The organism is Phocaeicola salanitronis DSM 18170 (genome assembly GCF_000190575.1).
GTDB classification, from domain to species: domain Bacteria; phylum Bacteroidota; class Bacteroidia; order Bacteroidales; family Bacteroidaceae; genus Phocaeicola; species Phocaeicola salanitronis.
The window spans coordinates 1,000,210-1,027,167 of the sequence record NC_015164.1; the positions used below are offsets into that span (position 1 = coordinate 1,000,210).

Here is a 26,958-nt window from a genome sequence, read left to right on the forward strand (position 1 = left end):
AAACCGTATGGTTTTGAATTGGAAACCGTACGTTCTCGATATGGAAACCGTACGGTTTTCACATGAAAACCATAAATAGAAGCTGGATGAAACGGTAATGTAACCCAAATACGGAAACAACTGTTCCGGTGAGAAATAAAAAACGGATGAGGAATACACTTACCCGACAAAACAATATATTCATGTTGAATATCCGCAAACATCCCATGTAGGGGCGTATCGCATACGCCCGAATACGCCAACTAATCCACGTGAATGTTTTCGGGGCGTATGCAATACGCCCCTACAAGGCAATTGGGTGAAATGCGGATATTCAAATTTTTATTCTATGCATGCCCATTGAATACGGACATAAAAAACAGAGGCAGACTTCACAATCTGCCTCTGCCTATAAATCTCAGCATATCTATGCTGAAACACGCAGGTATAAAATCAGCAAACTTCTCATTGCGGCGCACTGTCGTATACCGACTGCAAGGTGTATGATGCATCCTCGGTAAAGATGCCCCGTTTCATCACGTCAATCACTTCCTGAGCATTATTCAGCATCTCGCCTGTAGCGTGATTGAAAAGTGCCCATGATTGTGTTCCGGTTCCGTCTCCTCCTGCATCCCAATAAAATGGAGGCATCCCATAATCTTTCGCTGCCTTACATACATATTCCAAGTAATACAAACGGAACGATTCCGACAAGTCATCCGCACGGTGTACGCATCCCATCTCGCCGATATAGGCAGGAATACCTTGGTCGATGAACGTTTCTTTCATCTTGGCAAACTGTCCGGTCACATTGTCTTCATCGCCCCAATCCGCTTTCAGCGACGGGTCTGCGGTATGCCCCCATTGCGAATAAATATTGTCGGCATTCTCGGTATAGTCTATCGGGTCGTAGAAGTGAACGGCTACCATCAGCCGGTTATCCACCACATCCTGCGGCAAGACAAAGTTTTCTACCGTCAGGTCGATGTTTGTCACATACCCCGGCACGCCCAGGTAACGGGTCTGGTTGTTTCCACCCGTAGCACGCACGGCATCTACAAACACCTGATTCCATTCATTCAGTACGGCATATTGTCTGCCGCCATCCGTACGGTTGTCTCCCCAGCCCCAACTTCCGTCATGGATTTCGTTCATGGCTTCGAACACCAGGAAGTTTCCTTTGTCTGCAAACCGGTTGGCTATTTGGGTCCACATGGCAGCCAGCTGTGCCTTTACCGCACTATTGACCGTCTCATCCGTTGCCGCATCCTTGATATCCAGCCAATACTGGCTGTTCGCACCATCGTGGTGAATGTTGATAATGGCATTCAGTCCGGCACTCTCGGCATAGCCTACCACTTCTGCCACCCGGTTCAAATAAGTCTCGTCGATGGTATAATCGGGAGCTTCGCCCACATGTCCCAGCCACGTAACCGGAATACGGACAGAAGTGAAACCGGCATTTGCCAAAGCATCAAACAAGGCTTGCGTGGCAGCCGCATTTCCCCAAGAGGTCTCATCTGCCACTCCATTATTATGTGCATCCAACTGATTGCCTAAGTTCCATCCCAGTCCCAAGCTGACCGCTATTTCCAACGGCGTTTCTCCCGACACGGCTGCAGCCTGTCCGGCAGCCTGTGTTACAGTAACGGTTTCCGTCAAGTCGCCTAACGTAAACGTAATGGTTCCGGTGCGTTCCGTGCCGTGATTGGCAGATACGGTAAAATGCAAGGTATATTCCGTCATTGCCCGCGCATCGGTCACTTCTGCCTCAGCTATCCACGAGTCATTGATTGTATAGGCATAATCGCCATTGGTGGTCAGCGTAATGCTCAGCGCACCTCCTGCTGCCGGCATATCGTATGCAGTCTGTGCCACAATCAAACCGTCTCCGGCAGTCTGTGTCACCTGCACCGAAGCTGTAAAGCTTCCAGCCACCACCGAAAGCGTAGCCACGCGGTCATCGGTTTCCGAATTAGCATCTACCGTTACATTGTAGGTATAAGTTCCTCTTTCGGTTACACTCGCGAATGACACGTTGCACCAAGTCTGATTACTGGTCACTTGTGGTTCAACCGAAGACAAGACAGAAAGCGTGAGTGTGTCACCGGATTTAGGGAAAGTCATTTCCGTAGCAGAAATTTGCGTTTCTCCCGTATAGCCTCCGCCTTCGTCATCCGAACAAGAAGCAAACAAGGCTATCCCCGTCAGCAACAGAAAGAATAATGTCAGACAATTTCGCATAGTTTTCATAGGTTAATCATTGATTAGTAGAAAGGCGCAGGCCCATGCAGTTCTATCCGCATACACCTGCGCCCACAAATATTACAGAATAGAAAGATTATCAATCGTAACCGTTATGGCATCCGGATTTTCGATATCACTGAACATCTCCTGAATATCGATGCAGAAAACAATCACACCGTTGTAGGCTGCCGAAGGGCTGTAGCGAATCGTATAAGTACCGTCACCCTGTACGGTTGTCGTACCTTGACCTTCGCCTACCGACGGCCACCAGCCGTCAGCCGTACACATCAGTTGGGCGGTATAAGCATTGGTTGCAGCCGCACCGGTCAGTCCACTGATTGTAAACGTCAGCTCCATTGAATAATCGAACACAATGGAAGCTGGGTCAAACGGTTGGTTGGAAGCCGTGGAACCATACATGTTATACAATTCGATACGGAAATTATTCGTAGCTTCTTCCAGATGCCCACAAACAATTTTGCTATTGTCTACGGCAATCTCCGTAGCCGTCGGCGTACCGCTTCCGCTACCGGCATTCGGCAAGAAGTGGTAAGCCAAGTATTCGTCTTTCTCCATACTGCGGTTGCCTAACCACATACCCATCACGCTGTTTCCTGCCGTTTCAATGCTCAAGATACGCAATTGGTTTTCTGCCGTAGCACTGAACATGATGTCACCGCCACCGATATGATAAGTCGGCACACCGGCACTGAACGTATAGATACCGTCTTCATCCAAAGTATAAGTACCGCTGGTAGTCGTTCCGTCCGGCATTTCGAACGTATAAGTCATATCCGCCGAGTTCAGTGTCATACTCAGGTTTTCCAATCCGTCTACTACCGTAGCCCAGTCGGGATAATTGCCTGCAGTAAAGTTGTTCATCAGACTTCCGTCCAGATTAGCCCAGTCAAACGGCACATCAGGCGACATGGTCCACTTGATTTCGCTTGTAACCACTTCTGAAACCATATCCTGCCAGCCGTCGGGCAAAGTAGGTTCGGGGTCGGGCTGGTCTTCGGGTACATAATTGTCAGCATATTCTTTCGATACGAAATTCCATATCAGCCACCAAGGTCCTTCACTGTTGTCACGCATCACGCCGATACGCAAATGATTCTCATCCAGTTCCAACAGTTGCAAATCTCTACGCCAGTTTGTCGTACGGTCTGTCCAACCGGGTGTATGCAGCAAGTCACAATCAGTAAAAGTTATGGTATGCGAGTCGGTATTCAACATGAATGTACCGGTCTGGGTTTCACCCGAAGAAGAATTATACACCGTCACATTTGCACCGCCTTGCAGGTTGAACGTCATGGTGCTTTCCCAAATGGCATCATCGCCTGTATGTCCTACTCCCGGATCCCAATTGGCAGTCCAGTTGTTCCAAGTCACCGTACCCGAAGGGTCAGCGTATGTCAGTTCTCCGGCTGCAAATCCGTATTCTCCGTTATCGAAAATCCAGGTTTTCTCCTGATCTACCCCTCCGGTCAGATACGTCCACAGGTCATCATTCACAAAGCCAGCATAGAAGTCGTCAATGGTAAAAGTCGCAGTAGGACCATAAACCACCCCACCACGGGTCTGCACACCGAAACGCACTTCATATTCTCCCTCGAAAGGCATCTGCAAAGTCACTTCGGCTCCTTGTGCACGTCCTTGCGGATGTTCCCAGCAAACCTGATAACTGGAAGGCATCAGGCTTTTCAAATAAACGATATTCGGATTTTCCGAATCGTGAGTAATGGTATAGGCAATGCCTTCTACCAAATCTTCAGAAGCTACATCCGGAGCTTCCAAATCGTATGAATCTGGCGTACAGGCAGCAATCATACCCATCAGCATCGCCAGCAACGCCATTTGCAATGTATGTATCAGTTTATTCATAATGTTTCGATTTAAAAAATGGTTTGTTAGTTCTTAAGTTTTTGAATTTATCAGTTTTGTAAGCCTCGTCAACTCAAAAACTTAAAAACTTAAGAACTCAAAAACTTATTATTCACCAACCTGCATTTTGCTTCAATACACCGTTCGACAAGGTAATCTGATTATTCGGAATCTGCATCAAACCTTGTTTGCTAGTGATATTTGAAGCCGTAACGCTTACATTATCCGGATTGCCACCACTAACTACTGATGTATTTCCTGCAATCTGAGAAGCGGCATAGTCCACACCTTGACGGAGCAAGTCCCAGTAACGCTGCCCTTCGAAAGCAAACTCCAGCATCCGTTCGTTCATGATATTTTCCTGCGTAGCGGATACCTGACGATAGTAAGTAGACAATACCAGTTCACCGTTCTCGTCCTCTTCGGTAAAGGCGCGCTGGCGCACCTGATCCAAGTATTCCTGCGCATTGTTGCTGCCCAGTTCTGCTGCCATAAGCAAGACATCGGCATAACGCATCACCACAAAATCCTGATATTGGGAAACCATATAATCACCCCCGCTTCCCAATCCTGTGGTTTCATCGGTCAACGCCCATTCTCCGGTCGATTCGTTCTGTTCCCATTTCGACATCGGAGTATATTTCTTGATAGTATAGCCCGTATATTCACGCTGGTCATTATAACCGTTTTCATAATTCGGATCTTCAGCAATGCCCTCGCTTAAAAGGTTCACCATAGACGCTTCACGACGTGTATCTCCGGTATTGTAAGCCATCCACATTTTCGGATTGACCGTACAGATACCCCAACCTCTTCCGTAAGGTGTCCAATACACATTGATACTACGGATGCCAACATTCACCAGCCAGCGGTTTCCATCATTATTTCCGTTATAATCAGAGGTATAATTAAACTTCTGTGCCAATACGGTTTCTTCATTACCCCGACCGGCGTAAGTTGAATGTTGAGTATAACCGCTCGCGGCATCGCCTTCCCACCAAGTGGAAGCGGGTACCCACAGATTTTTGAATTGCGGAACCAATGCATATTCGCCCGAAGAAATGACATCTTCCAAACCTTGCAATACAGAAGCACGGGTCACACCTTCTACACTTGGTTCTTTTCCGTAATAACCAGTATAGTACAAATATACACGGGCTAGCAGAGCTTTGGCAGCATACTGGGTGATATGCCCGTCGTTGTTCGCCGCATCGCTCTTCGGGTAAGCCGAAGCCGGAATGTTTTCAGCGGCATAAAGCAAATCGCTGAAAATAACATTATACACTTCATCCGGTTCAGCCTGCGGTCGGTTCTCGTTCACCGGTTCGGTAAACAAAGGAATATTCCCCCATAAACGCACCATATCGAAATAGCACAAAGCACGCAGAGCACGACATTCACCCATGTAAGTACCTCTTGTCTCCTCACTTGTCCAAGAAATCTGTTCTTCATGCGCAATCAGTTCATTGCAACGGTACACCGCCGCATAATATCCCGTCCAATCCCCTTCGAAAAGATTTAAATCAGAAGGAGATTGCGTCTGATCGAAACGGTCAATAATTTGATAATTACGTGCATCCGAAACGCCAGCCCCTCCAAAACACTCGTCAGCCATCAGCTCTGAAGCCATATAAAACGAAGTGCCGTTCGAAACCGTACTTTGCCACCCGTCATAGCATCCTATCAAAGCCCGGTATGCATCGCTTTCCGTCCGATAGAAATTGCCAGTAGTAGATTCTACTTTCGACTCCACATCCAGGAAATCAGCCGTACACGAAGCCAAGCCCATTCCAGCCAACCCCAATGCCATTATATAGATTTTATAGTTGTTCATATTCTTCAATTTTAAGATGATTCGTTAGAATTTCAAATTTACGCCCACCAAGAACGTACGCGGACGCGGATAATAGCCCAAGTCAATGCCCGATACCCAGTCAGAAGTACCGTAACCGATTTCCGGATCCATGCCGTCATACTTGGTAAAAGTAAAGGCATTCTGTACTTGGAAGTACAAACGGGCCTGGCTAATAGCCTTCAGGTTGATGAGTTTCGCAAAGTCGTATCCGATGGTGATGTTGCTGATGCGCAGATAGTCGCCATCTTGGATATAGAGGTCTGAAAATTGCCAGTTAATATTGGTTTCCGTCACACGCGGGATACGATTACTGGTACCTTCACCCGTCCAACGTTCCAATATAGCCGAGGTATAGTTCGAGTGGCTATTAGCATGATTGCGGTAGCTTTGTACAATCTGGTTGCCGGCAGCTCCATATGCGTTCAAGGCAAAATCGAAGTTTTTGTAACTGAACCCGAGGTTGAATCCATACGTGAAGTCGGGCGTACCGTTACCCAAGTCCACCTTATCGTTATCATCAATTATACCGTTATGGTCTTGGTCTACGTATATGACATCACCCGGCTGGACATCAGCTTGCAAGATGCCGTTCCCTGCTGCACGCCAATCTTCAATTTGTTGTTTGTTCTGGAAGATTCCTGCGGTCTGATATCCCCAGAAATAACCTATCGGATGACCGTTAGAAGCGCGATAAAATTCTGGAGTATTGTCATAAAGCATATTCACATCGCCATGAATGATACCGTCCTCAGTCGGTATATTTCCCACCTTATTCTTATTATACGCACCGTTGACACCTACATTATATTGGAAATCACTTCCGATTTGGTCGTTCCAAGTCAAAGCTAATTCGATACCGGTATTCTTTACATCACCGCCATTGATATACGGAGCGCCCGTACCTGCCGTAGCAAGAATCGGAGCTTCTACCAGCCAGTCTTTAGTCTTCTTGATATAGAAGTCGGCGGTCAAACTCAAGCGGCTCCGCAAGAAACGTGCATCAATACCGATGTTGGTCTGTTCAGATGTTTCCCATGTTACGTCTTCATTGGCAAGACGGCTGGGATAAGCTCCCCAATAACCGGACTGGGCATCGGCTCCCACCTGATTGCCGAACAGGTAATGCGTATTGCTCGAAGTAATCGGAGCAGTGTACTGGTAATTGTCAATGTTCTGGTTACCTACCTGGCCCCAGCTGACACGGAGTTTCAAGAAATCCAGCCAGTCGTGCGTGTCTTCCATAAAAGCTTCGTTTGAAATCGTCCAACCTGCCGATACTGAAGGGAACACGCCATAACGGTTTCCACGAGCGAAACGGGAAGAGCCGTCGGTACGTACCGTAGCGTTAATCATATAGGTTTCTTTCCAGTTCCAGCCGAAACGGGCAAAATAAGAAACCGTACGTGTCTCATCATTCGGATGACCTGCCGCACCCAAACCGTTATCGGTACTGGTAGCCGTACCGTTATCTACATACGCATGATCCCAATCATCGAACCCGTCACGCAAAATACCATTTGTAGCACGCAAATACGTACCGTTATATCGGCTGATTTCCATACCCAGCAAGGCATTGAAGGCATGTTCGCCCACCGTCCAGTCGTATGTAGCTGTATTCGTCCATGTCATCGTCAATCCGTGCGACATGTTTTGGGCAGCACTGGTACGTGTGTTGTTGAAACTATAAATAGAGAACTGATACAGCGGAGAAAAGCTGCGGTATTCGTTCGTGCTGTAAACAGCACCGAATACGGTACGGAACTTCAGGTTCTTGACAGGCTGTAATTCGGCATACACATTGCCCGAGAATGTCACGTCCTTGTTCTCATTGTTGCTGTTGGTCATCATGCTTCCATAAGGGTTGCCATCGGCATTATACCAATCCGAATTGGTCGTATCGTTATAAGGTGAATCATAAATGTTGTTATCGCTATAAATAGGTGCTAACGGAGAAGTCCCGAACGCGCCGCGAAGCGTATTGTTATATTGGTTACCTACTGAAATACCGTTGTTCATCTTATAAACGAAGCTGACCTGCTCTCCTACCTTCAACAAGTCGGAATCCTTGAAAAGCTTGTGTTCCGAATTGATACGGAAGTTGTAACGTTCGTAATTCGATACGTCCTTACCACCTACGATACCTTCCTGGCTCATATACCCTAACGACATCGCGTAAGTAGAAGTTTCCGAACCTCCGGTAATGCCCAGCGTATAACTCTGTGTCTGGGCATTGTTCTGGAACATCGAGTTTACCCAGTCGGTATCATACACATTGCCGTTGGCATCGTAAATGCTCTCGTACGAGCTCCAGTCGTAAGGCGCATTACCCGAATTGACCGCCTGTTCGTCCATAATCATCATGTACTCCTGCGCGTTCAGCATGTCCGCCTTGCGTGCCTGGGTCTGCCATCCGTAGTAGGCATCAAACGAAATCTGCGCCTTGCCAGCCTTACCGCTCTTGGTGGTTATCAATACCACACCGTTGGCAGCCTGTGCACCGTAGATAGCAGCCGATGCAGCATCCTTCAACACATCGATGCTTTCGATATCGGCTGGATTCAACGTAGAGATATCACCACCTACTCCATCAATCAGATACAAAGGTTCAGCATTGCCCACCGTACCCAAACCACGGATACTTACTTTCATCGATTCGCCCGGCTGACCAGAGGTAGACGAAATGTTCACACCCGGCGTCTGTCCTTGCATCGCCTGCAAGGGGCTGTTGGTATTCATCTTCGCCAGCGTCTCGCCTTTCACCTGCACCGTGGCACCGGTGACCAGCTTCTTTTTCTGCACACCGTAACCTACTACAACTACTTCTTCCAGCGTCTCGCTATCCTCGTTCATCACAATGTTTAAGGTACGCTGGTTCGTAATTTCCACTTCCTGGGTTACGAAACCGATATACGAGAACACCAACGTCTGTCCGGGCTGCACCGTTACGGTGTAGTTCCCGTCCAGGTCGGTAATGGCTCCATTGGATGTTCCTTTCACCTGCACGCTGACGCCGATAAGCGGCAACTGGTCAGCGGCCGAAGTAACAACACCCGAAACAGTTAGATTTTCTTGTGAAGCCGGAGCGGCGTTCACACCACTTGCAGGGATGCATAGCAACATCGCCATTGCAAGAAAACACATGTGCACGAATGTGCACTTTCTGAATAAGTGTTTACTCATGGTACTTTGTTTAATAGTTAAAATTACATTCTTCTACATGTCCCGGAAAAGCCACGCCACATGCGTTTCTCTCATCAAGACGCTACAAATATATTACAGATTGTAGAAAAAGAAGGGATGCATTTGTTTCCCGATAGGACATGATTTGTTTTCCGCACTATTTAATAACTTTTCAATCCCTACAACACATATATAAGCATCCGCCCACGCACGTATTTGCAAGCGCCGATGATGATACCTGCACAAGCCGGTGATTATATATGCGAACTTACCGGCACGGGAACGGCATCTTGTCACAAGATTCCCGCACGCTCTACTTCTTCTATCCAAAGCTCTGACATGCGCCGGTGTCCCGCAGGTGTGGGATGAATGCCGTCCCATATCCAATATGTGTCCTGCGAGGAAGGTGCTTCACGCAAGAGGATTTCGAACATTTCATCATAAGGCAAATACACCGCCTTGTACTCAACGGCTATCCGCTTCACGATGCGGGCAAGGGTATGCACCAGACTATCACGCAAGGCAAATCCTTCCGATTCCTTCATCGAACCCGTGAAAGCCGTAAAGGGAGCACCCAGCACCAGCTTCAGGTTGGGATTGGCACGTAAAGAACGGTCGAGCAAGGCACGGTAACGCTTCTCCCACCCCAAGGTATCGAAAGGCTCGGCGTGCGGTCCTCCTATATAATAATGTATATCATTCGTACCTACCAATACAGAAAGTATATCGGGCTTCAAGGCTATGGCATCTTCTTCCCACCGCTTCTCAAGGTCGGCAAGCGCATTGCCGCTGATGCCCCGGTTGAAGAACTCGTATCCCTTGCCAGGATATTTGCTCTGATAATACGAGGCACACAGATACATGTACCCGCTTCCGTAGATGTGGTTCATGTCCCACAAGTTCCGCCCGGCGGAAGGCATCGCACTTCCGTCGCTATTTCCCCAATTCCCGTCGGTGATAGAATCGCCGATAAACAATACCCGAAGCCCCTGCCCGTACATCGGGAAAAGGCAAGCCAGCCCAAGCAGGCAAATCCATATTCGTTTCATATCTTATCAGATTAAAGTCACGCAAAAGTAATGATTCTCCTGTTTCACGCAAGACTTCCATCGCATCCTACAACATTTCATACCCCATTTAAAAACATCCTGCCCATAGGAAATACTGAGAATACCCTTCAAGAGACTGAAAAAAGATTATCTTTGCAAAAAAGAAAATCCAACTTCAAATCTAAACACACATACCATGCGAAACAAGAACATACTGACCTTTGCTTTGCTTGCCTTATTTTCACAGGCATTCGGACAAGGATACAAGAATCCGGTCATCCCGGGTTTTCATCCCGACCCCAGTGTCTGCAAGGCTGGAGATGACTATTATCTGGTGAACAGTTCGTTCCAATACTTTCCCGGTGTCCCCCTGTTCCATAGCAAGGACCTTGTCCATTGGGAACAGATAGGCAATTGCCTGGACAGGCCCTCACAAGTCGACCTGACAGGAGCCAATGCCTGGGGAGGCATCTATGCCCCTACCATCCGTTATCATGAAGGAACATTTTACATGATAACCACCAACGTTTCGGGAAAAGGAAACTTTCTGGTGCATACCACCGACCCGCGCGGCGGATGGTCGGACCCCGTATGGCTGAAGCAAGGAGGCATCGACCCTTCGCTCTACTTCGAGAACGGGAAATGCTACATGGTGAGCAACCCCGACAATTACATCACCCTGTGCGAAATAGACCCGATGAGCGGAGAACAACTCTCTCCCTCGCGCAAGATATGGGGCGGCACAGGAGGCAGATATCCCGAAGGTCCTCATATTTATAAGAAAGACGGATGGTACTACCTGCTTATCTCGGAAGGCGGAACCGAAACGGGACATAGCGTCACCATCGCACGCAGCGCTTTCATTGAAGGTCCCTACACACCGAATCCTGCCAACCCCATCCTGACACATGCTTGCGTGGCAGGACAAGCCAGCCCGATACAAGGAACGGGACATGCCGACCTGGTAGAGGGAACCGACGGCTCGTGGTGGATGGTCTGCCTCGCTTACCGCATCATGCCGGGCACACACCATACGTTAGGGCGTGAAACCTATCTGGCACCCGTGCGCTGGGACAAAGGTGCATGGCCGGTAGTAAACGGAAACGGTACCATAGCGATAAACATGGACGTGCCCACACTTCCTCTCACTCCTTCCAAACCACAACCCGATACCTTCGAGTTCGAAGAAGAAAAGCTATCGCCCGAATGGGTATACCTGCAAAACCCGATACCGGAAAACTATGCCTTCGAAGACGGAAAACTACGCCTGAGCGCAACAAACACGACCCTGAGCGACGGGAAAAGCCCTACATTCGTCGCGCTCCGGCAAGACCAGTTTGATATGGATGCCTCCACAAAAGTAGCACTCCGGCAGGCTCAGCCAGGAGATGAAGCCGGCATCACGGCGTTCATGGATTTTAGGTCCCATTACGACCTGTTCGTGCGCCAGGAAGCAAACGGAAAGCAATCCGTCGTGCTCCGCTACCAATTGGGTGAATTAAAGCACATCGAAAAAGAGGTGGCACTTCCCGATACAAGCCCTGTGATACTGAACCTGAAAGCGGACATAAACGTCTACCGCTTCGGATATACCGTCGACGGTAAATACCACGAATTAGGTAAAATGAACACACGCTACCTGAGTTCGGAAACCGCAGGAGGATTTACGGGAGTGATGTTGGGACTGTACGCCGTATCAGCATCTCCCGAATCGAAAGCATTTGCCGATTTTGATTACTTCAAATACCAACGACCATGAAAAGAAACCTATTCATTCTCTTACTTCTGCTCTTCCCTCTGATGCTCCTTGCGCAAAAAGAGGCGAAGCCCATCAAGGTGGCTTGCGTAGGGAACAGCATCACCGAAGGATTTGCCCTGGCACATCCGGAAACAGAAAGCTATCCCGCCGTACTCCAACGCCTGCTGGGAGACGGGTATCAAGTAGGCAACTTCGGACTTACCGCCCATACCCTGATGATGAAAGGCAACCTGCCCTACATGAGCAAACAACCTTTCAAGGACGCACAAGCCTTCTTGCCCGACATCGTGACCATCAAGCTGGGAACAAACGATTCAAAACCAATAAACTGGATACACAAGGAAGACTTCAAGAAAGACTTGAACACGATGATAGATGCCTTCGAAGCACTCCCCTCGCATCCGCGCATCTACCTGTGCCTGCCCATTCCATCCGACCGGAAAGACTGGGGCATCAACGACAGTACCATCGTGAACGGCATCATCCCACGCATCCGTGAAATGGCACACGAACGTAACTTGCCCGTCATTGACCTGCACACGCCGATGCTTCCTTATTATCCGAAAGAATATACCGACGGAGTGCACCCGAACAAATACGGTGCCATCATAATAGCCGAAAATATCTACAAGGCACTGACCGGAAAAGACCCCGTACCTGCACCAGGCAGAGCCGACCAGACCCTATGGTATGACAAACCGGCAAAACAATGGGAAGAAACCCTTCCGCTGGGCAACGGACGTCTGGGCATGATGCCCGACGGAGGCATCACGAAAGAGCACATCGTACTGAATGAAATCAGCATGTGGAGCGGTTCGGAAGCAGACTACCGCAACCCGGAAGCTGCCGAAAGCCTTCCCCGCATCCGCCAACTCCTGTTTGAAGGCAAAAATAAAGAAGCACAAGAATTGATGTACACAAGCTTCGTACCCAAAAAACCTGAAAAAGGAGGCACATTCGGATGTTTCCAAATGCTTGCCGATATGTACATCAACTATACCTTCCCTGATACGATAAGCCAAGCGAAAGATTACCTGCGCTGGCTCAATCTGGATGAAGGTGTGGCATATACCACCTTCACGAAAAACGCTACGCGCTATATCCGCGAATATTTCGTGTCAAGAAACAAAGATGTAATGCTGATTCACCTGCAGGCAGATCGTCCGGACGCACTTGGATTCCATTTAACTTTGAGCCGTCCCGAACGGGGACATGTGCGGAAACTGAGCGAAGGGAAACTGGAAATAACGGGAACACTGGACAGCGGAAATGAACGGCAAGAAGGCATACGCTATGCTGCCATAGCCGGTGTAAAACTATCGGGCAAGAAAAGCCGGATGCATACTCATGCAGATGGCATTGAAGTTTCGGATGCTGACGAGGCATGGATTATCGTATCGGCGAACACTTCGTATATGAAAGGCGAAATCTATCAGACCGAAACCCAACGCCTGCTCGACCAAGCCCTGGCTTCCGACCTGACACAAGCCAAACAAGAAGCAACCGGTGAATACCAACAACTCTTCCACCGTGCCGGCATCGAATTACCCGAAAATAAAACCGTGTCCCAATTAAGCACCGACAAGCGGCTGGAGGCTTTCCAAACGCAGGATGACCCTTCTCTGGCTGCCCTTTATTACAATTACGGACGCTATCTGCTGATTAGCAGTACCCGCCCCGGAAGCTTGCCTCCCAACCTGCAAGGGCTTTGGGCGAACGGAGTAATGACTCCGTGGAATGGAGACTATCATACCAACATCAATGTCCAGATGAACCACTGGCCGGTAGAACCTTGCAATTTGTCGGAATTGTACCAACCGCTCGTCGACCTGATAAAAAGACTGGTACCCAGTGGAGAAGAAACCGCAAAGGCTTTCTATGGTTCCGAAGCAAAAGGCTGGGTACTCCACATGATGACCAACGTATGGAACTATACCTCACCGGGCGAACATCCTTCATGGGGAGCGACCAATACAGGAGGCGCATGGCTTTGCGCACATCTGTGGGAGCACTATCTGTATACGGGCAACAAACAATACCTTGCCGATATTTATCCCTTATTAAAAGGAGCTTCGGAGTTCTTCTACTCTACCATGGTACGTGAACCGGAACACGGATGGCTGGTGACGGCTCCCACTTCCTCTCCCGAAAACGAGTTTTATGTATCAAAGAAAGACCGGACCCCTATCAGCGTATGCATGGGACCCACGATGGACATCCAATTGGTAAGGGAACTTTACACCCATGTGATTGAAGCCGCATCCATCCTGCATACAGACTCTCTTTATGCCAATCAATTGAAAGAAGCAAGCGCCCAACTTCCTCCACACCAGATCAGCAAGAAGGGGTATCTGATGGAATGGCTCAAAGACTACGAAGAAACGGATGTACATCACCGGCACGTGTCGCATCTGTATGGTTTGCATCCGGGAAACCAAATCTCGCTTTATTATACACCCGAATTGGCAGAAGCATGTAAAGTTACGTTAGAACGAAGAGGAGACGGAGGAACAGGATGGAGCCGCGCATGGAAAATAAACTTCTGGGCACGACTGGGTGACGGAAACCGGGCATACACCTTATTCCGTAACCTGCTTTATCCTGCCTATACCCAAGAAAACCCCCATGAACACGGAAGCGGAACTTTTCCCAACCTGTTCTGTTCGCACCCGCCTTTCCAAATAGACGGGAACTGGGGAGGCACTTCGGGGATCAGTGAAATGCTGATACAAAGCCAGGATGGATTCATCAACCTGCTCCCTGCCCTGCCCGACTCGTGGAAAGAAGGAAACTTATACGGATTCAAAGTACGTGGAGGCGCTATGGTCAGCATGAAATGGAAAGAAGGAAAGCCGGTAGAAGTTATTCTTACCGGAGGCTGGAATCCGAATGTCAAGATTAAGATGCCGGAAAGCATAACCGAAGTTTCGGTGAACGGAGAGAAACGCAAAGCGGAAAAGTTTGTGGAACTTACGGTGCCGGAAGGGGAAATAGCAAGACTGCGCTTTTAAAACCAAATGAATGTCTGCAAACAGCCAATGCATACCCCTGAAAAATGAATATATACTGCATACGCGGTTGAATATATACTGCATTCGCTTACGGATATATACTTCATCGGCAGATGCAGTACTACTGCGTTTTCAACTCAGATAGACTGACTAAATGCGGACATTCATATACAATAATACTATCTTATCAAAAGATAATACCCCCAATGACATTACTTAGAAAAAACAAAAGAACGATTTATCTTTGAACAACACCAATAAACAAATATATCATGAAACATCTAAAAAACATTGCACTGGCTTCTGTTTTGTGTGCAGGAACCTGTTTAAATGCAGAAGGACAAACCGTCCCGCCTGCCATCCCTTCTGACCCCGAAATCGAAGCCAACATCCAAAATTGGCTCAAGAAAATGACCATCGAGGAAAAGATAGGTCAGATGTGTGAAATCACCATCGATGTAGTGACCGACTTCGAAGCGAGCCAAAAGGACGGGTTCACCCTGGACAAAGCCAAGCTGGATACCGTTATCGGGAAATACAAGGTCGGCTCGCTCCTGAACGTTCCCCTGAGCATTGCCCAGCCGAAAGAGAAATGGGCGGAAGCCATCAGGCAGATTCAGGAACTTTCGATGAAGGAAATCGGAATCCCCTGCATCTATGGCGTAGACCAGATACACGGAACCACTTATACTCTTGATGGAACCCTGTTCCCGCAAGGTGTCAACATGGGAGCCACATTCAACCGGGACCTGGTAAAGCGTGAAGCCGAAATCTCGGCATACGAAACCAAAGCGGGATGCATCCCCTGGACGTATGCTCCCGTAGTAGATTTGGGAAGAGACCCGCGCTGGTCGCGCATGTGGGAGAACTATGGAGAGGACTGCTACGTGAATGCGGAAATGGGCAAAGCGTCGGTCATCGGCTTCCAAGGCGAAGACCCGAACCACATCGGCAAATATAACGTAGCCGCCTGTATGAAACACTATATGGGCTATGGCGTTCCGGTTTCGGGCAAGGACCGTACGCCCTCTTCCATCTCGCGGAGCGACATGCGCGAAAAGCACTTCGCGCCTTATCTGGCAGCCGTCCGCCAGGGGGCGTTGAGCGTGATGGTCAACTCGGGCGTGGACAACGGCATGCCCTTCCATGCCAACAGGGAATTCCTGACCCAATGGCTGAAAGAAGACTTGAACTGGGACGGGCTGGTGGTAACAGACTGGGCGGACATCAACAACCTGTGTACCCGCGACCACATTGCCGCGACCAAGAAAGAAGCCATCAAGATAGCCATCAACGCCGGCATTGACATGTCGATGGTGCCATACGAAGTGAGCTTCTGCGATTACCTGAAAGAACTGGTACAGGAAGGCGAAGTGCCCATGAGCCGTATTGACGATGCGGTAGCGCGTGTCTTGCGCCTGAAATACCGTCTCGGGCTCTTCGACAAGCCTTACTGGAGCACCGGAGACTATCCGGAATTCGGTTCAAAAGAATTTGCTGATGTAGCCCTCCAGGCAGCCGAAGAGTCGGAAGTGCTGCTTAAGAACGAAGGGGGCATCCTGCCGCTCGCCAAAGGCACGAAGATTCTTCTGGCTGGCCCGAACGCCAACTCCATGCGGTGCCTGAACGGAGGCTGGTCATACAGCTGGCAAGGGCACCGTGCCGACGAATGCGCCCAGGCATACAACACCATCTACGAAGCCCTCTGCAACAAGTTCGGCAAAGAGAACATCCTCTACGAACCGGGCGTGACTTACGCTCCCTACAAGAACGATAACTGGTGGGAAGAGAACACGCCGGAAATTGACAAGCCGGTAGCCGCCGCTCAAAATGCCGATGTCATCATCGCTTGCATCGGCGAGAATTCCTATTGCGAGACTCCGGGCAACCTGACCGACCTGAACCTTTCGATGAACCAGCAAAACCTGATGAAGGCATTGGCTGCAACCGGCAAGCCCGTCATCCTGATTCTGAACGAAGGCCGCCCGCGCCTGATAAAGGATATCGAACCGCTTGCCAAAGCCGTAGTAAACGTAATGCTTCCGGGCAATTACGGAGGAGACGCCCTGGCAAACCTGCTTGCAGGCGACGCCAATTTCAGCGGGAAGATGCCGTACACCTATCCGAAACATATCAATGCCCTCGCCACCTACGACTACAAGCCGTGCGAGAACATCGGACAGATGGGCGGGAACTACAATTATGATTCGGTCATGGATATCCAATGGCCTTTCGGATTCGGACTGAGCTACACTACCTATAAATACAGCAACCTGAAGGTAGACAAGGTCCAATTTACCGCCGATGATGAGCTGACCTTCACCGTAGACGTGACCAACACGGGAAGCGTGGCAGGCAAGGAAAGCGTATTGCTTTACTCGAAAGACTTGGTGGCAAGCAGCACCCCCGACAACATCCGCCTGCGCAACTTCGAGAAGGTTTCCCTGAATCCGGGCGAAACCAAGACCGTAACCATGAAGCTGAAAGGAAGCGACCTGGCTTTCGTCAACTATTACGGAAAATGGACGCTGGAGAAAGGTGACTTCAAAGTGAAGTGCGGCGACCAGTGGATAGACCTGCAATGCACACAAACCAAGGTGTGGGATACCCCTAACCGATAAATTATAATCGAACACAGAGACACGGAGACACGGAGAAAAAATAAAAAACTCTGCGTCTCCGTTTCTTTGTGTTTAAATAAATCGTATCTTTGGCAAAACATTAATCAAAAACATCATATCATGATAACATTCCCTAACGCCAAAATAAACTTAGGCCTCAACGTTGTAGAAAAACGTGCCGACGGATACCATAATATCGAAACCGTCTTTTATCCGATTAACCTGCAAGACGCACTCGAAGTAAACCGGTTGGAGAACAGAAGCGAACCTTTCCGCCTCTGTGTCAAAGGCACTCTGCTCGATGGTGCCCCCGAAGATAACCTTGTAGTAAAAGCCTACCTTTTGCTTCGCGAAAAATACCAGTTGCCTCCTGTCGACATTCATTTATATAAACATATCCCTACCGGAGCCGGATTAGGAGGAGGCTCTGCCGACGGAGCTTTCATGATTAAGCTATTGAACGAAAAATTCCAAATCGGACTGACCGTTCAGGAAATGGAAGAATATGCCGCACGCATCGGAGCCGATTGCGCTTTCTTTGTGCGCAACCAACCCGTATTTGCCACCGGCATCGGAAATATCTTCGAACCTGTCACTTGCACACTTGCCGATTATCGGCTGGTATTGGTCAAACCGCAAAACGCAATTTCGACCAGCGAAGCCTATAGCCGCATCAAGCCGCATTATCCGGAAAAATCGGTGAAAGAAATCATCCGCCAGCCCGTAGAGACTTGGAAAGACGAATTAAAAAATGATTTCGAAGAATCGGTGTTCGCCCTCTATCCCGAAATAGCCGCCATCAAAGACAAAATGTACGACTTGGGAGCCGTATATGCCTCGATGACAGGTTCCGGGTCAGCCGTTTACGGCATCTTCCGCGAACGGATTGAGAACATAGACGCCATTTTCAGCGGATACTTTTGCCGCCAACGAGAAATGATTTAACAATATGATGAGAACGCAGAGACGCGGAGTTCACATAAAAATCCGCCACCTATGAGCGACCCAAACATCCATCGTTTTACATCGCCCATCGAAGGCATTCCTTTGCCTTCGGCATTCACATATCCCTTCCATTACACCCCTCACCCCTTGGTGCAAATGGCAGCACACGAAGTACAAGTCTATCTTCGTACCCGTTCCGATTGGGAAGAGGAATTGAATAAAGGAAAGATGTTCGGCGTGCTTCTGATACAAGACAAAGAAGGGAATGTGGGCTACCTGACGGCCTTCTCGGGAAACCTTGCCCAAAATAACCGGCAGAATGGATTCGTGCCTCCGGTATACGACCTCTTGCGCCCCGATGGATTCTTCAAATTAGAAGAAAGTGAAATATCTGACATCAACCGGCGCATCGAAGCATTGGAAAAAGAGGAAACCTACCTGCATCTGCAACATGCCTGTCAAATCAACATGCAGACCAGCCAAGAGGCATTGGCGAAAGCCAAGGATGAAATGAAACGAGCTAAGCTTTTGCGCGAAGAAAAGCGGGGAAAAGGAATCTCACCCGAAGAGGAAGCCCAACTTATCAAAGAAAGCCAGTTCCAAAAAGCCGAATACAAACGCCTGGAGAAAAGGCTAAAACTACAAGGAGAAGAACTAAAAGCCTCTCTCTCGGTTTTCGAGAATCAAATACAAATCTTAAAACACGAACGGAAAACCCGCTCGGCGGCACTCCAGCAAAAACTATTCGAACAGTTTCGCATGCTCAATGCTCAAGGAGAAGAAAAAGACCTTTGCCAAATCTTTCATGAAACCCCACAAGGCACACCACCTGCAGGAGCCGGCGAATGTGCCTTGCCCAAACTTCTGCAATACGCCTACCAACATAACTTTCACCCTTTAGCCATGGGAGAATTTTGGATCGGCGAATCTCCCAAAGAAGAAATCCGACACGAAGGACATTTCTATCCCTCGTGCAAGAATAAATGTGAACCCATACTGAAACACATGCTTATCGGATTACAGGTAGAACCCAATCCCTTGGCAGGAAGAGAGACAAAGAAAAAAGAACTGGAAATTGTATACGAAGACGAATGGCTAATTGTAGTAAATAAGCCTGAAGGCATGCTTTCCACACCTGGCAAACTGATCACAGATTCGGTCTATACCCGCCTGCATACACTTTATCCTACCGCAACAGGCCCACTTATTGTCCATCGCCTTGATATGGCTACATCCGGATTGTTGCTGGTTGCCAAAACCAAAGAAATTCATTATGCACTACAAAAAATGTTCGCTTCCCGACGGATACAAAAACGATACACAGCATGGCTGAACGGCATCGTAACCACAGATGAAGGTATCATCAACCTTCCTATTTGCCCCGACTATGACAATCGTCCTTATCAAATGGTGCATTCCGAATACGGGAAACCAGCCATTACCCGTTATAAAGTGCTCGGACGGAAAGAAGGTAAAACCCGCATTGCATTCTATCCCCTCACCGGACGCACTCACCAACTGCGCGTCCATGCGGCTCATCCCGACGGACTGAATTGCCCCATCATAGGCGATGAATTATATGGCAAGAAAGCAGACCGGCTCTACCTCCATGCCGCCGGACTTTCCTTTATCCATCCCGTCACTCACCAGCCACTCGTAATCCGGAAAGAAGCCGGATTCTGACGCATTAGCAGACAGAAGGCGTTACAATTGTTACAAATGACAATTACAAAAATCAGATTTTAACAAGAAGAGTTCATGGAGAGAGAGTGACACATATATATATTTATATATAATATAATTTATGGTCAAGAATCTTCTTTCCTTCTTTTTCAGTTTTAGTAATTGTCATTTGTAACAATTGTAACGCCGTAACGGAATCCCCACTTATATGCATGTCCCTTCGGATATAGATGCACAGCCCGATGCAGATAGTTCCGTGTGCCTCCGCAAGCATCCGGACCCGATATAACCGTACTTACCGGACAATTCAAGCAAGCACTTCATCGGCTAATTGCAGAATTCATTGCCCGAAATTTGGCTATACCGAAATATAAATCTATATTTGTAGATAGTTGACAAGAAATGAAAGCAAAAAACAAATGACAGATTATCCGCAACTATTGGTTTACAAGGCATCAGCAGGTTCAGGAAAAACCTTTACCCTTGCCCTACATTATATTAAGCAATTAGTGGAAGACCCCACGGCCTACCGTCACATTCTGGCGGTAACTTTTACCAACAAGGCAACCGCCGAAATGAAAAACCGTATTCTGGAGCAATTATACGGATTAGGGTACGGTTTGCCGACATCCAAAAGCTACCTCCAAGAATTGAAGAAAACCTGTGCACTGAGCGATACAGAAATACGGCAAGCGGCAATCCGGGCATTACACAACATCATCCATGACTACAGCCGTTTCCGCATCGAAACCATTGATTCGTTTTTCCAAGCTGTATTACGCAATCTGGCACGCGAGCTGGAACTGGGAGCCAACATGACCATAGAACTGAATAACGCAGATGTGCTTTCGGATACTGTAGACGCCATGATAGAAAAGTTAGACAGGCTCTCTCCTTTATTAAGCTGGCTGTTGGAATACATCGAACAACGCATCTCGGACGATAAGAGATGGGATATTTCAGACGAAATCAAGGGATTCGGACGCAACATTCTTGATGAAAGATACATCGAGAAAGGCGAAGGATTGCGCCGCAAACTGGCAGACCCGGCATTCATCCCTGCCTACCGGAAGAAACTGGAATCACTCCGCAAAGACGTCTTGGAGCAGATGAAAAGCTTCAGCCAACAGTTTTTCGACACATTGGAACTGAACAGCTTAACACCCGCAGATTTGAAAAACGGCACACGAGGCATCAGCAGTTATTTCGACAAACTGAGCAAGGGCAAGCTGAGCAATGACGTACGAAACGCCACGGTAGAAAAAAGCCTGGCAAGCGCGGAAAACTGGGCGACACAGGCTTCCCCAAAACGTGCCGAAATCCTCAGCCTCGCCACACGCGAACTGATTCCCCTGCTTAACACCGCAGAAGAATTCCGCACAAAGAACAACCTGATAGCCAACTCGTGCGACCTCTCGCTCAGATACTTGAACAACCTGCGCTTGCTTGCTCACATTGACGAAGAACTTCGCCTGCAGAACCAGTTGCATAACCGCTTCCTCCTCTCAGACACCAACGCCCTGCTGCACAGCCTGATGAACGAAGGAGATGCTGCTTTCGTCTACGAAAAGATTGGCACCAGCATCGACAGGGTGATGATAGACGAGTTCCAAGACACTTCGCGCATGCAATGGGAAAACTTCCACCTGCTCTTGAAAGAAAGCCTTGCACAACGGGAAGGAAGCCTCATCGTAGGCGACATCAAACAGAGCATTTACCGCTGGCGGAACGGGGATTGGAAAATACTGGCTGGATTGAATACCGATTCCTCCTTACGTATCCGTGAACTGACCTTGCAAACCAATTGGCGAAGCGAAGCGCGCATTGTGCGTTTCAACAACATCTTCTTCACCTCTGCCTGCCAGACGCTGAACCAGCGTTACGAGGAAGAAAAAGGCGAATCGTGCCTGCCCCTGCTCAATGCCTATAGCGATGTATGTCAGCAAACGGCAAAACAGACCGAAAAGGGATATGTAAAGCTCACGTTCCTGACAGACACTCCGGAACAATCTTATGCCGAGGCAACCTTAGAAGAATTGGCAAAAGAGACCGAATGCCTTATCCGGCACGGCATCCGCACAAACGACATCGCCATTCTGGTGCGCAAAAACAAAACAATCCCTGCCATTGCCGATTACTTCGACAAACATACCCCCTACCGCATCGTATCAGATGAAGCCTTCCGGTTAGACGCCTCGCTGGCGGTATGCATGATGATAGACGGGCTGCGCTACCTCACCTCGCCCGAAGACCGTATAGCCGGAGCACGACTTGCCGTGGCATACCAGCGGGAAATCCTGCACACCCATACGACACTAAACCGCATTTTGCAGGATGACATCAGCACGTATTTGCCCGCTGGCTTCACAGAACACATCGCCGAACTGCGGCTGATGCCTCTATATGAACTACTGGAGAAACTTTTCCTCTTGTTCGACATGAAAGGAATCGAGCACCAAGATGCCTACCTCTGCGCTTTCTATGATGCCGTGACCGAATACATGCAGCAACACTCGTCTGAACCGACTGCATTCATCACCTATTGGGACGAACGCTTACACGAGAAAACCATTCCTTCGGGTGAAATAGAAGGCATCCGGATTCTCTCTATACACAAGTCGAAAGGATTGGAATTCCATACAGTCCTGATTCCTTTCTGCGATTGGAAAATGGAAAACGAGACCAATAACCACTTGATATGGTGCCAAGCGCAAGACGACGGATTAGAGCCGTTCAACCAACTGGACCTCGTGCCGGTGAACTATTCTTCGGCGATGGCAGAATCGGTATTCAAGGCAAGCTATTGGGACGAACGGCTTCAGCTTTGGGTAGACAACCTGAACTTGCTCTATGTAGCATTTACCCGCGCCTGCAAGAACCTTATTATATGGGGAAGAACCGGAAACCGCCAAAAAGGAACCGTATCCGAACTGCTGGAACAAACTGTTCCCCAACTTCCGATTTGGAGCACCCGCGAAGAAAGCGATGAAGACACTCCTGTCACATATACTTTCGGTGAGCTTTTCCCTTCGGAGATGAAAGCGGAAAAGCATTCGGACAATCCACTTGCCACGCCCCCCGAAAGTGTCACCGTACGGGTAGAGTCAATAGAAACCCCTATCGAATTCAAGCAATCGAACCAATCCGCCGACTTTATCCAAAGCGAAGACGAGAGCGAAGAAGAACGGAAAGAATACATCCGCCAAGGACAATTGCTGCATCAAGTATTTGCTTCAATCCGAACCGAAAATGAATTGCCGCAAGCCATTTCCCGTCTGGTTTTCGAAGGTGTGCTGGAATCGGAGAAGCAAGCGGAGCAAATCGAAGAATTGGCACGCTGGGCACTCGCTCATCCACACGTAAGGGACTGGTACGATGGGACATGGGAGTTATATAACGAATGCAGCATCATCTATGCCGATGAAGCGGGCAATCTCCAGACCCGACGCCCCGACCGTGTGATGATGAAAGACGGGAAAGTAATCGTAGTTGATTTCAAATTCGGAAAAAAGAAACAAGGTTACAGAAGCCAAGTAAAAGAATACATGAACCTGCTCACCCAAATGGGGTATTCCAATGTAAAAGGATATTTATGGTATGTATTTGAAAACGAATTAGAGAATGTCCGCAACTGACCCAAAGAATGATACGCTAAATAAAGGTATGCTTACTTTGCCGGCTCAGTTATCTGAAACTGCCGATAAAGCATATCTTCGATTTCGAAGGCATATCTGCGGACGGATTTAATACTAAAACAACGAACAAAATGAAAACATTTTTGCAAGAAGTAGCACACGATTTATATCAAAAGACAGAAGGTGACTTCAGCCATGTAGCCGTAGTCTTTCCGAACAAACGCGCCAGCCTGTTTTTCAACGAATGCCTGATACGGGAAAGCGAACATCCGCTTTGGTCTCCCGCCTATATCAGCATCAGCGAACTGTTCCGCCAAAGTTCCTCATGGCAAACCGGAGACCCAGTCAAACTGGTATGCGACCTATACAAAGTATTCCGCCAAGTAACCGGGAGTTCAGAACCCCTCGACAACTTCTACTTTTGGGGCGAGATGCTGATAGCCGACTTCGATGATGCCGACAAGAACCTGGCAGACACCGATGCCCTTTTCAGCAACCTGAAAGAGTTGAACGCCTTGACGGACAACTATGATTTCTTGGAGGAAGGGCAAAAAGAAGCACTTGCGCAATTCTTCCGCAATTTTTCGATGGACAGCGTTACCGAACTGAAACAACGCTTCATTTCAATATGGGACACACTGGGCGACATCTATACCCGCTACAAAGCATTGCTCGAAAGCCAAGGCATCGCTTACGAAGGCATGATGTACCGTCGGGTCATCGAGACACTGGATGTCAGCCAACTCCCTTACAAGACCTATGTATTTGTGGGATTCAATGTTTTAAACAAAGTAGAGCACACGCTTTTCCAAAAGCTGAATGATGCCGGGAAAGCCTTGTTTTATTGGGACTACGACATGTTTTATCTGAAACGTACCCCCCATGAGGCAGGTGAATTCATCCGCCGGAATTTACACGACTTTCCCTCGGAACTCCCTGCTGCACGATTCGAGAACCTGGAACAACCCAAAGAAATCACTTTCGCCGAATCACCCACAGAAAACGGGCAAACACGCTTCTTGCCTCAATGGCTCCGCAAAAATCTGACACAAGAAGAAAAAGAAACCGCCATCGTGCTCTGCAACGAAAGCCTGCTCCAGCCTGTGCTTCATTCGCTTCCTGAAAATGTAAAGCACATCAACATCACCATGGGATTCCCGCTCTCGCAAACACCCGCATATAGCTTTGCGAACGCCCTGCTGGAACTCCATACCTCCGGATACGATTCCCGGAACGGACGCTATCATTTCAAGGAAACGGTCAGCCTCTTGAAACATGCTTACACCCGCTTGCTCTCTTCTAACGCGGAAATGTTGGAAAAAGAACTGACGAAGAATAACCGCTTCTACCCTCTCCCCTCCGAACTGGAAAAAGATGAAGCGCTGGAATTGCTCTTCAAGCCTTGCCACACCAACGAAGCTTTATGCAATACCCTCTCGAAAGCCTTGCAACAGATAGCCATGCGCTATCAGGAACAAAAGACAGATGAAAAAGACGCATTCGACCAACTCTACCGCGAAGCCCTGTTTAAGGCTTTTACCCTAACTAACCGCTTCCATACTCTGCTTGAAAGCAAAGAACTGGATGTGAAACCCGATACTTTCCAACGCCTGCTGACCCGCGTCATGGCTTCTTCCAGCATTCCTTTCCATGGCGAACCAGCCATCGGTTTGCAGGTAATGGGCGTACTGGAAACACGTAACCTGGACTTCCGCCACCTGATTATGCTTTCAGTCAACGAAGGCCAACTTCCCAAAACAGGGAGCGATGCCTCATTTATCCCTTACAACCTGCGGAAAGCGTTCGGCATGACCACTATCGACCATAAGATAGCCGTCTACGCCTATTACTTTTACCGCCTTCTGCAACGCACGGAGAAAGCCACACTGGTATTCAATACTGCTACCGACGGCATCAACCGGGGCGAAATGTCACGCTTCATGCTCCAATACCTCATCGAGTGGGGATATCCCATACGCCGCATCCGGCTGGAAACCGCTCAATCCCCCCAAAACACTGCACCCATCTGCATCGAAAAAGATTCGGACGTTCTGCTCCGATTGAGACAAAGCTTCGACTTGAAATACAATCCGAAAGCCGTACTCTCTCCTTCCGCACTCAACACATACCTGGATTGCCCGCTAAAATTCTATTATAAATACGTAGCGCGGTTAAACACTCCCGATGAAGTTTCACCGGAAATCGATGCAGCCAAATTCGGAAGCATCTTCCACTATGCCGCCGAACACATCTATAAAGACCTGACCGCACACGGAAAAGTCATCAACAAAGAAACACTCGAAAAATTATTAAAGGACGAAACACGTCTGCAAACGTATGTAGACAATGGTTTCAAAGAACTTTTTTTCCATCTTTCTCCCGAAGAAAAACCAGAATACAACGGCATCCAGCTCATCAATTCCGCCGTAATCCTACGCTATATCAAACAATTGCTGAACAAAGACATAAAATATGCCCCCTTTACATTCATCGGTTCAGAACAACCCGTCCAAGAAGACATCGAAATCCACTCTACGACAGGTGTGTTCCAATCACGCATCGGAGGCACAATCGACCGGATAGATATGAAAGACAACATCTTCCGCATCGTAGATTATAAAACGGGAGGACACGCCGACACACCTCCAAGCATCCAATCGCTTTTCACCCCCAGTGCCAAACGCTCTAACTACGTGTTTCAGACCTTCCTTTATGCCGCTATCGTATGCCGGATGTTACAACAAAAGCATGATGAACGCCAAGTAGCACCTTCGCTTCTATACATCCATCAAGCTGCATCCGAAGATTATACACCAGTTATCCGAATGGGAGAACCCCGGAAGACAGAACCTGTAGAAGACTTTGCCCGGTACGAATCGGAATTCCGAGAAAATCTAGACCAGTTGCTTACGCATATCTTCTCGCCGGAAATTCCGTTTGCTCAAACCGATGAAACCGATGTATGCGCCTTTTGCGACTTCAAGGAACTATGCAAAAGAAAATAAATTCCACAAGATGCAAGGCGTATCTTTTGTGAAATAATATTCAAACAAGCGGATTTTACGGCGGTTTTTGTTAAAAAGGATTTAATAAAGGAAAGAAGTTACTTC

At 48.4% G+C, this 26,958-nt stretch carries 12 protein-coding genes; 7 read left to right on the forward strand and 5 right to left on the reverse strand.

What is annotated here, in order from left to right; genetic code table 11:
• Positions 1–444 precede the first annotated feature (444 nt).
• From BACSA_RS04480 to BACSA_RS04500, 5 genes are all read right to left on the reverse strand, one after another.
• Positions 445–2,232: a cellulase family glycosylhydrolase gene (locus BACSA_RS04480; protein WP_245546576.1), complete on the reverse strand. Its 1,788-nt coding sequence runs from the start codon at positions 2,230–2,232 to the stop codon at positions 445–447.
• 72 nt (positions 2,233–2,304) lie between these two features.
• Positions 2,305–4,110 carry a hypothetical protein gene (locus BACSA_RS04485; protein ID WP_013616930.1) on the reverse strand — a complete coding sequence of 602 codons (1,806 nt, stop codon included), beginning with the start codon at positions 4,108–4,110 and terminating at the stop codon, positions 2,305–2,307.
• A 112-nt stretch (positions 4,111–4,222) separates the two neighbouring features.
• Positions 4,223–5,944 (reverse strand): RagB/SusD family nutrient uptake outer membrane protein, encoded by a 1,722-nt coding sequence (locus BACSA_RS04490; protein WP_013616931.1) that lies wholly within the window; start codon positions 5,942–5,944, stop codon positions 4,223–4,225.
• 24 nt (positions 5,945–5,968) lie between these two features.
• Positions 5,969–9,145, reverse strand: coding sequence for a SusC/RagA family TonB-linked outer membrane protein (locus BACSA_RS04495; RefSeq protein ID WP_013616932.1), 3,177 nt, complete (start codon positions 9,143–9,145; stop codon positions 5,969–5,971).
• A 293-nt stretch (positions 9,146–9,438) separates the two neighbouring features.
• Entirely contained in the window at positions 9,439–10,194 is a 756-nt protein-coding gene (locus tag BACSA_RS04500) for an SGNH/GDSL hydrolase family protein (protein ID WP_013616933.1), read from the reverse strand.
• Positions 10,195–10,390: 196 nt separating this feature from the next.
• On the opposite strand from BACSA_RS04500, the gene BACSA_RS04505 reads away from it, so the two are divergent.
• The 7 genes from BACSA_RS04505 (at position 10,391) to BACSA_RS04535 (ending at position 26,853) form a co-directional block, all read left to right on the forward strand.
• Positions 10,391–11,953, forward strand: coding sequence for a glycoside hydrolase family 43 protein (locus BACSA_RS04505; RefSeq protein WP_013616934.1), 1,563 nt, complete (start codon positions 10,391–10,393; stop codon positions 11,951–11,953).
• Complete coding sequence (locus BACSA_RS04510) at positions 11,950–14,964, forward strand: glycosyl hydrolase family 95 catalytic domain-containing protein (RefSeq protein WP_013616935.1); 3,015 nt, start codon at positions 11,950–11,952, stop codon at positions 14,962–14,964. Before BACSA_RS04505 ends, BACSA_RS04510 begins: the two co-directional genes overlap by 4 nt.
• A 272-nt stretch (positions 14,965–15,236) precedes the next feature.
• Entirely contained in the window at positions 15,237–17,585 is a 2,349-nt protein-coding gene (locus BACSA_RS04515; RefSeq protein WP_013616936.1) for a glycoside hydrolase family 3 N-terminal domain-containing protein, read from the forward strand.
• A 120-nt stretch (positions 17,586–17,705) separates the two neighbouring features.
• The gene (gene ispE, locus BACSA_RS04520) at positions 17,706–18,530 is read left to right on the forward strand and encodes a 4-(cytidine 5'-diphospho)-2-C-methyl-D-erythritol kinase (protein ID WP_013616937.1); all 825 of its coding nucleotides are present in this window, start codon (positions 17,706–17,708) and stop codon (positions 18,528–18,530) included.
• Between the two features lie 51 nt (positions 18,531–18,581).
• Positions 18,582–20,213: an RluA family pseudouridine synthase gene (locus BACSA_RS04525; protein WP_013616938.1), complete on the forward strand. Its 1,632-nt coding sequence runs from the start codon at positions 18,582–18,584 to the stop codon at positions 20,211–20,213.
• Between the two features lie 419 nt (positions 20,214–20,632).
• The gene (locus BACSA_RS04530; RefSeq protein WP_013616939.1) at positions 20,633–23,848 is read left to right on the forward strand and encodes a UvrD-helicase domain-containing protein; all 3,216 of its coding nucleotides are present in this window, start codon (positions 20,633–20,635) and stop codon (positions 23,846–23,848) included.
• 131 nt (positions 23,849–23,979) lie between these two features.
• Positions 23,980–26,853 (forward strand): PD-(D/E)XK nuclease family protein, encoded by a 2,874-nt coding sequence (locus tag BACSA_RS04535; protein ID WP_013616940.1) that lies wholly within the window; start codon positions 23,980–23,982, stop codon positions 26,851–26,853.
• The last annotated feature ends 105 nt before the right edge of the window (positions 26,854–26,958 follow it).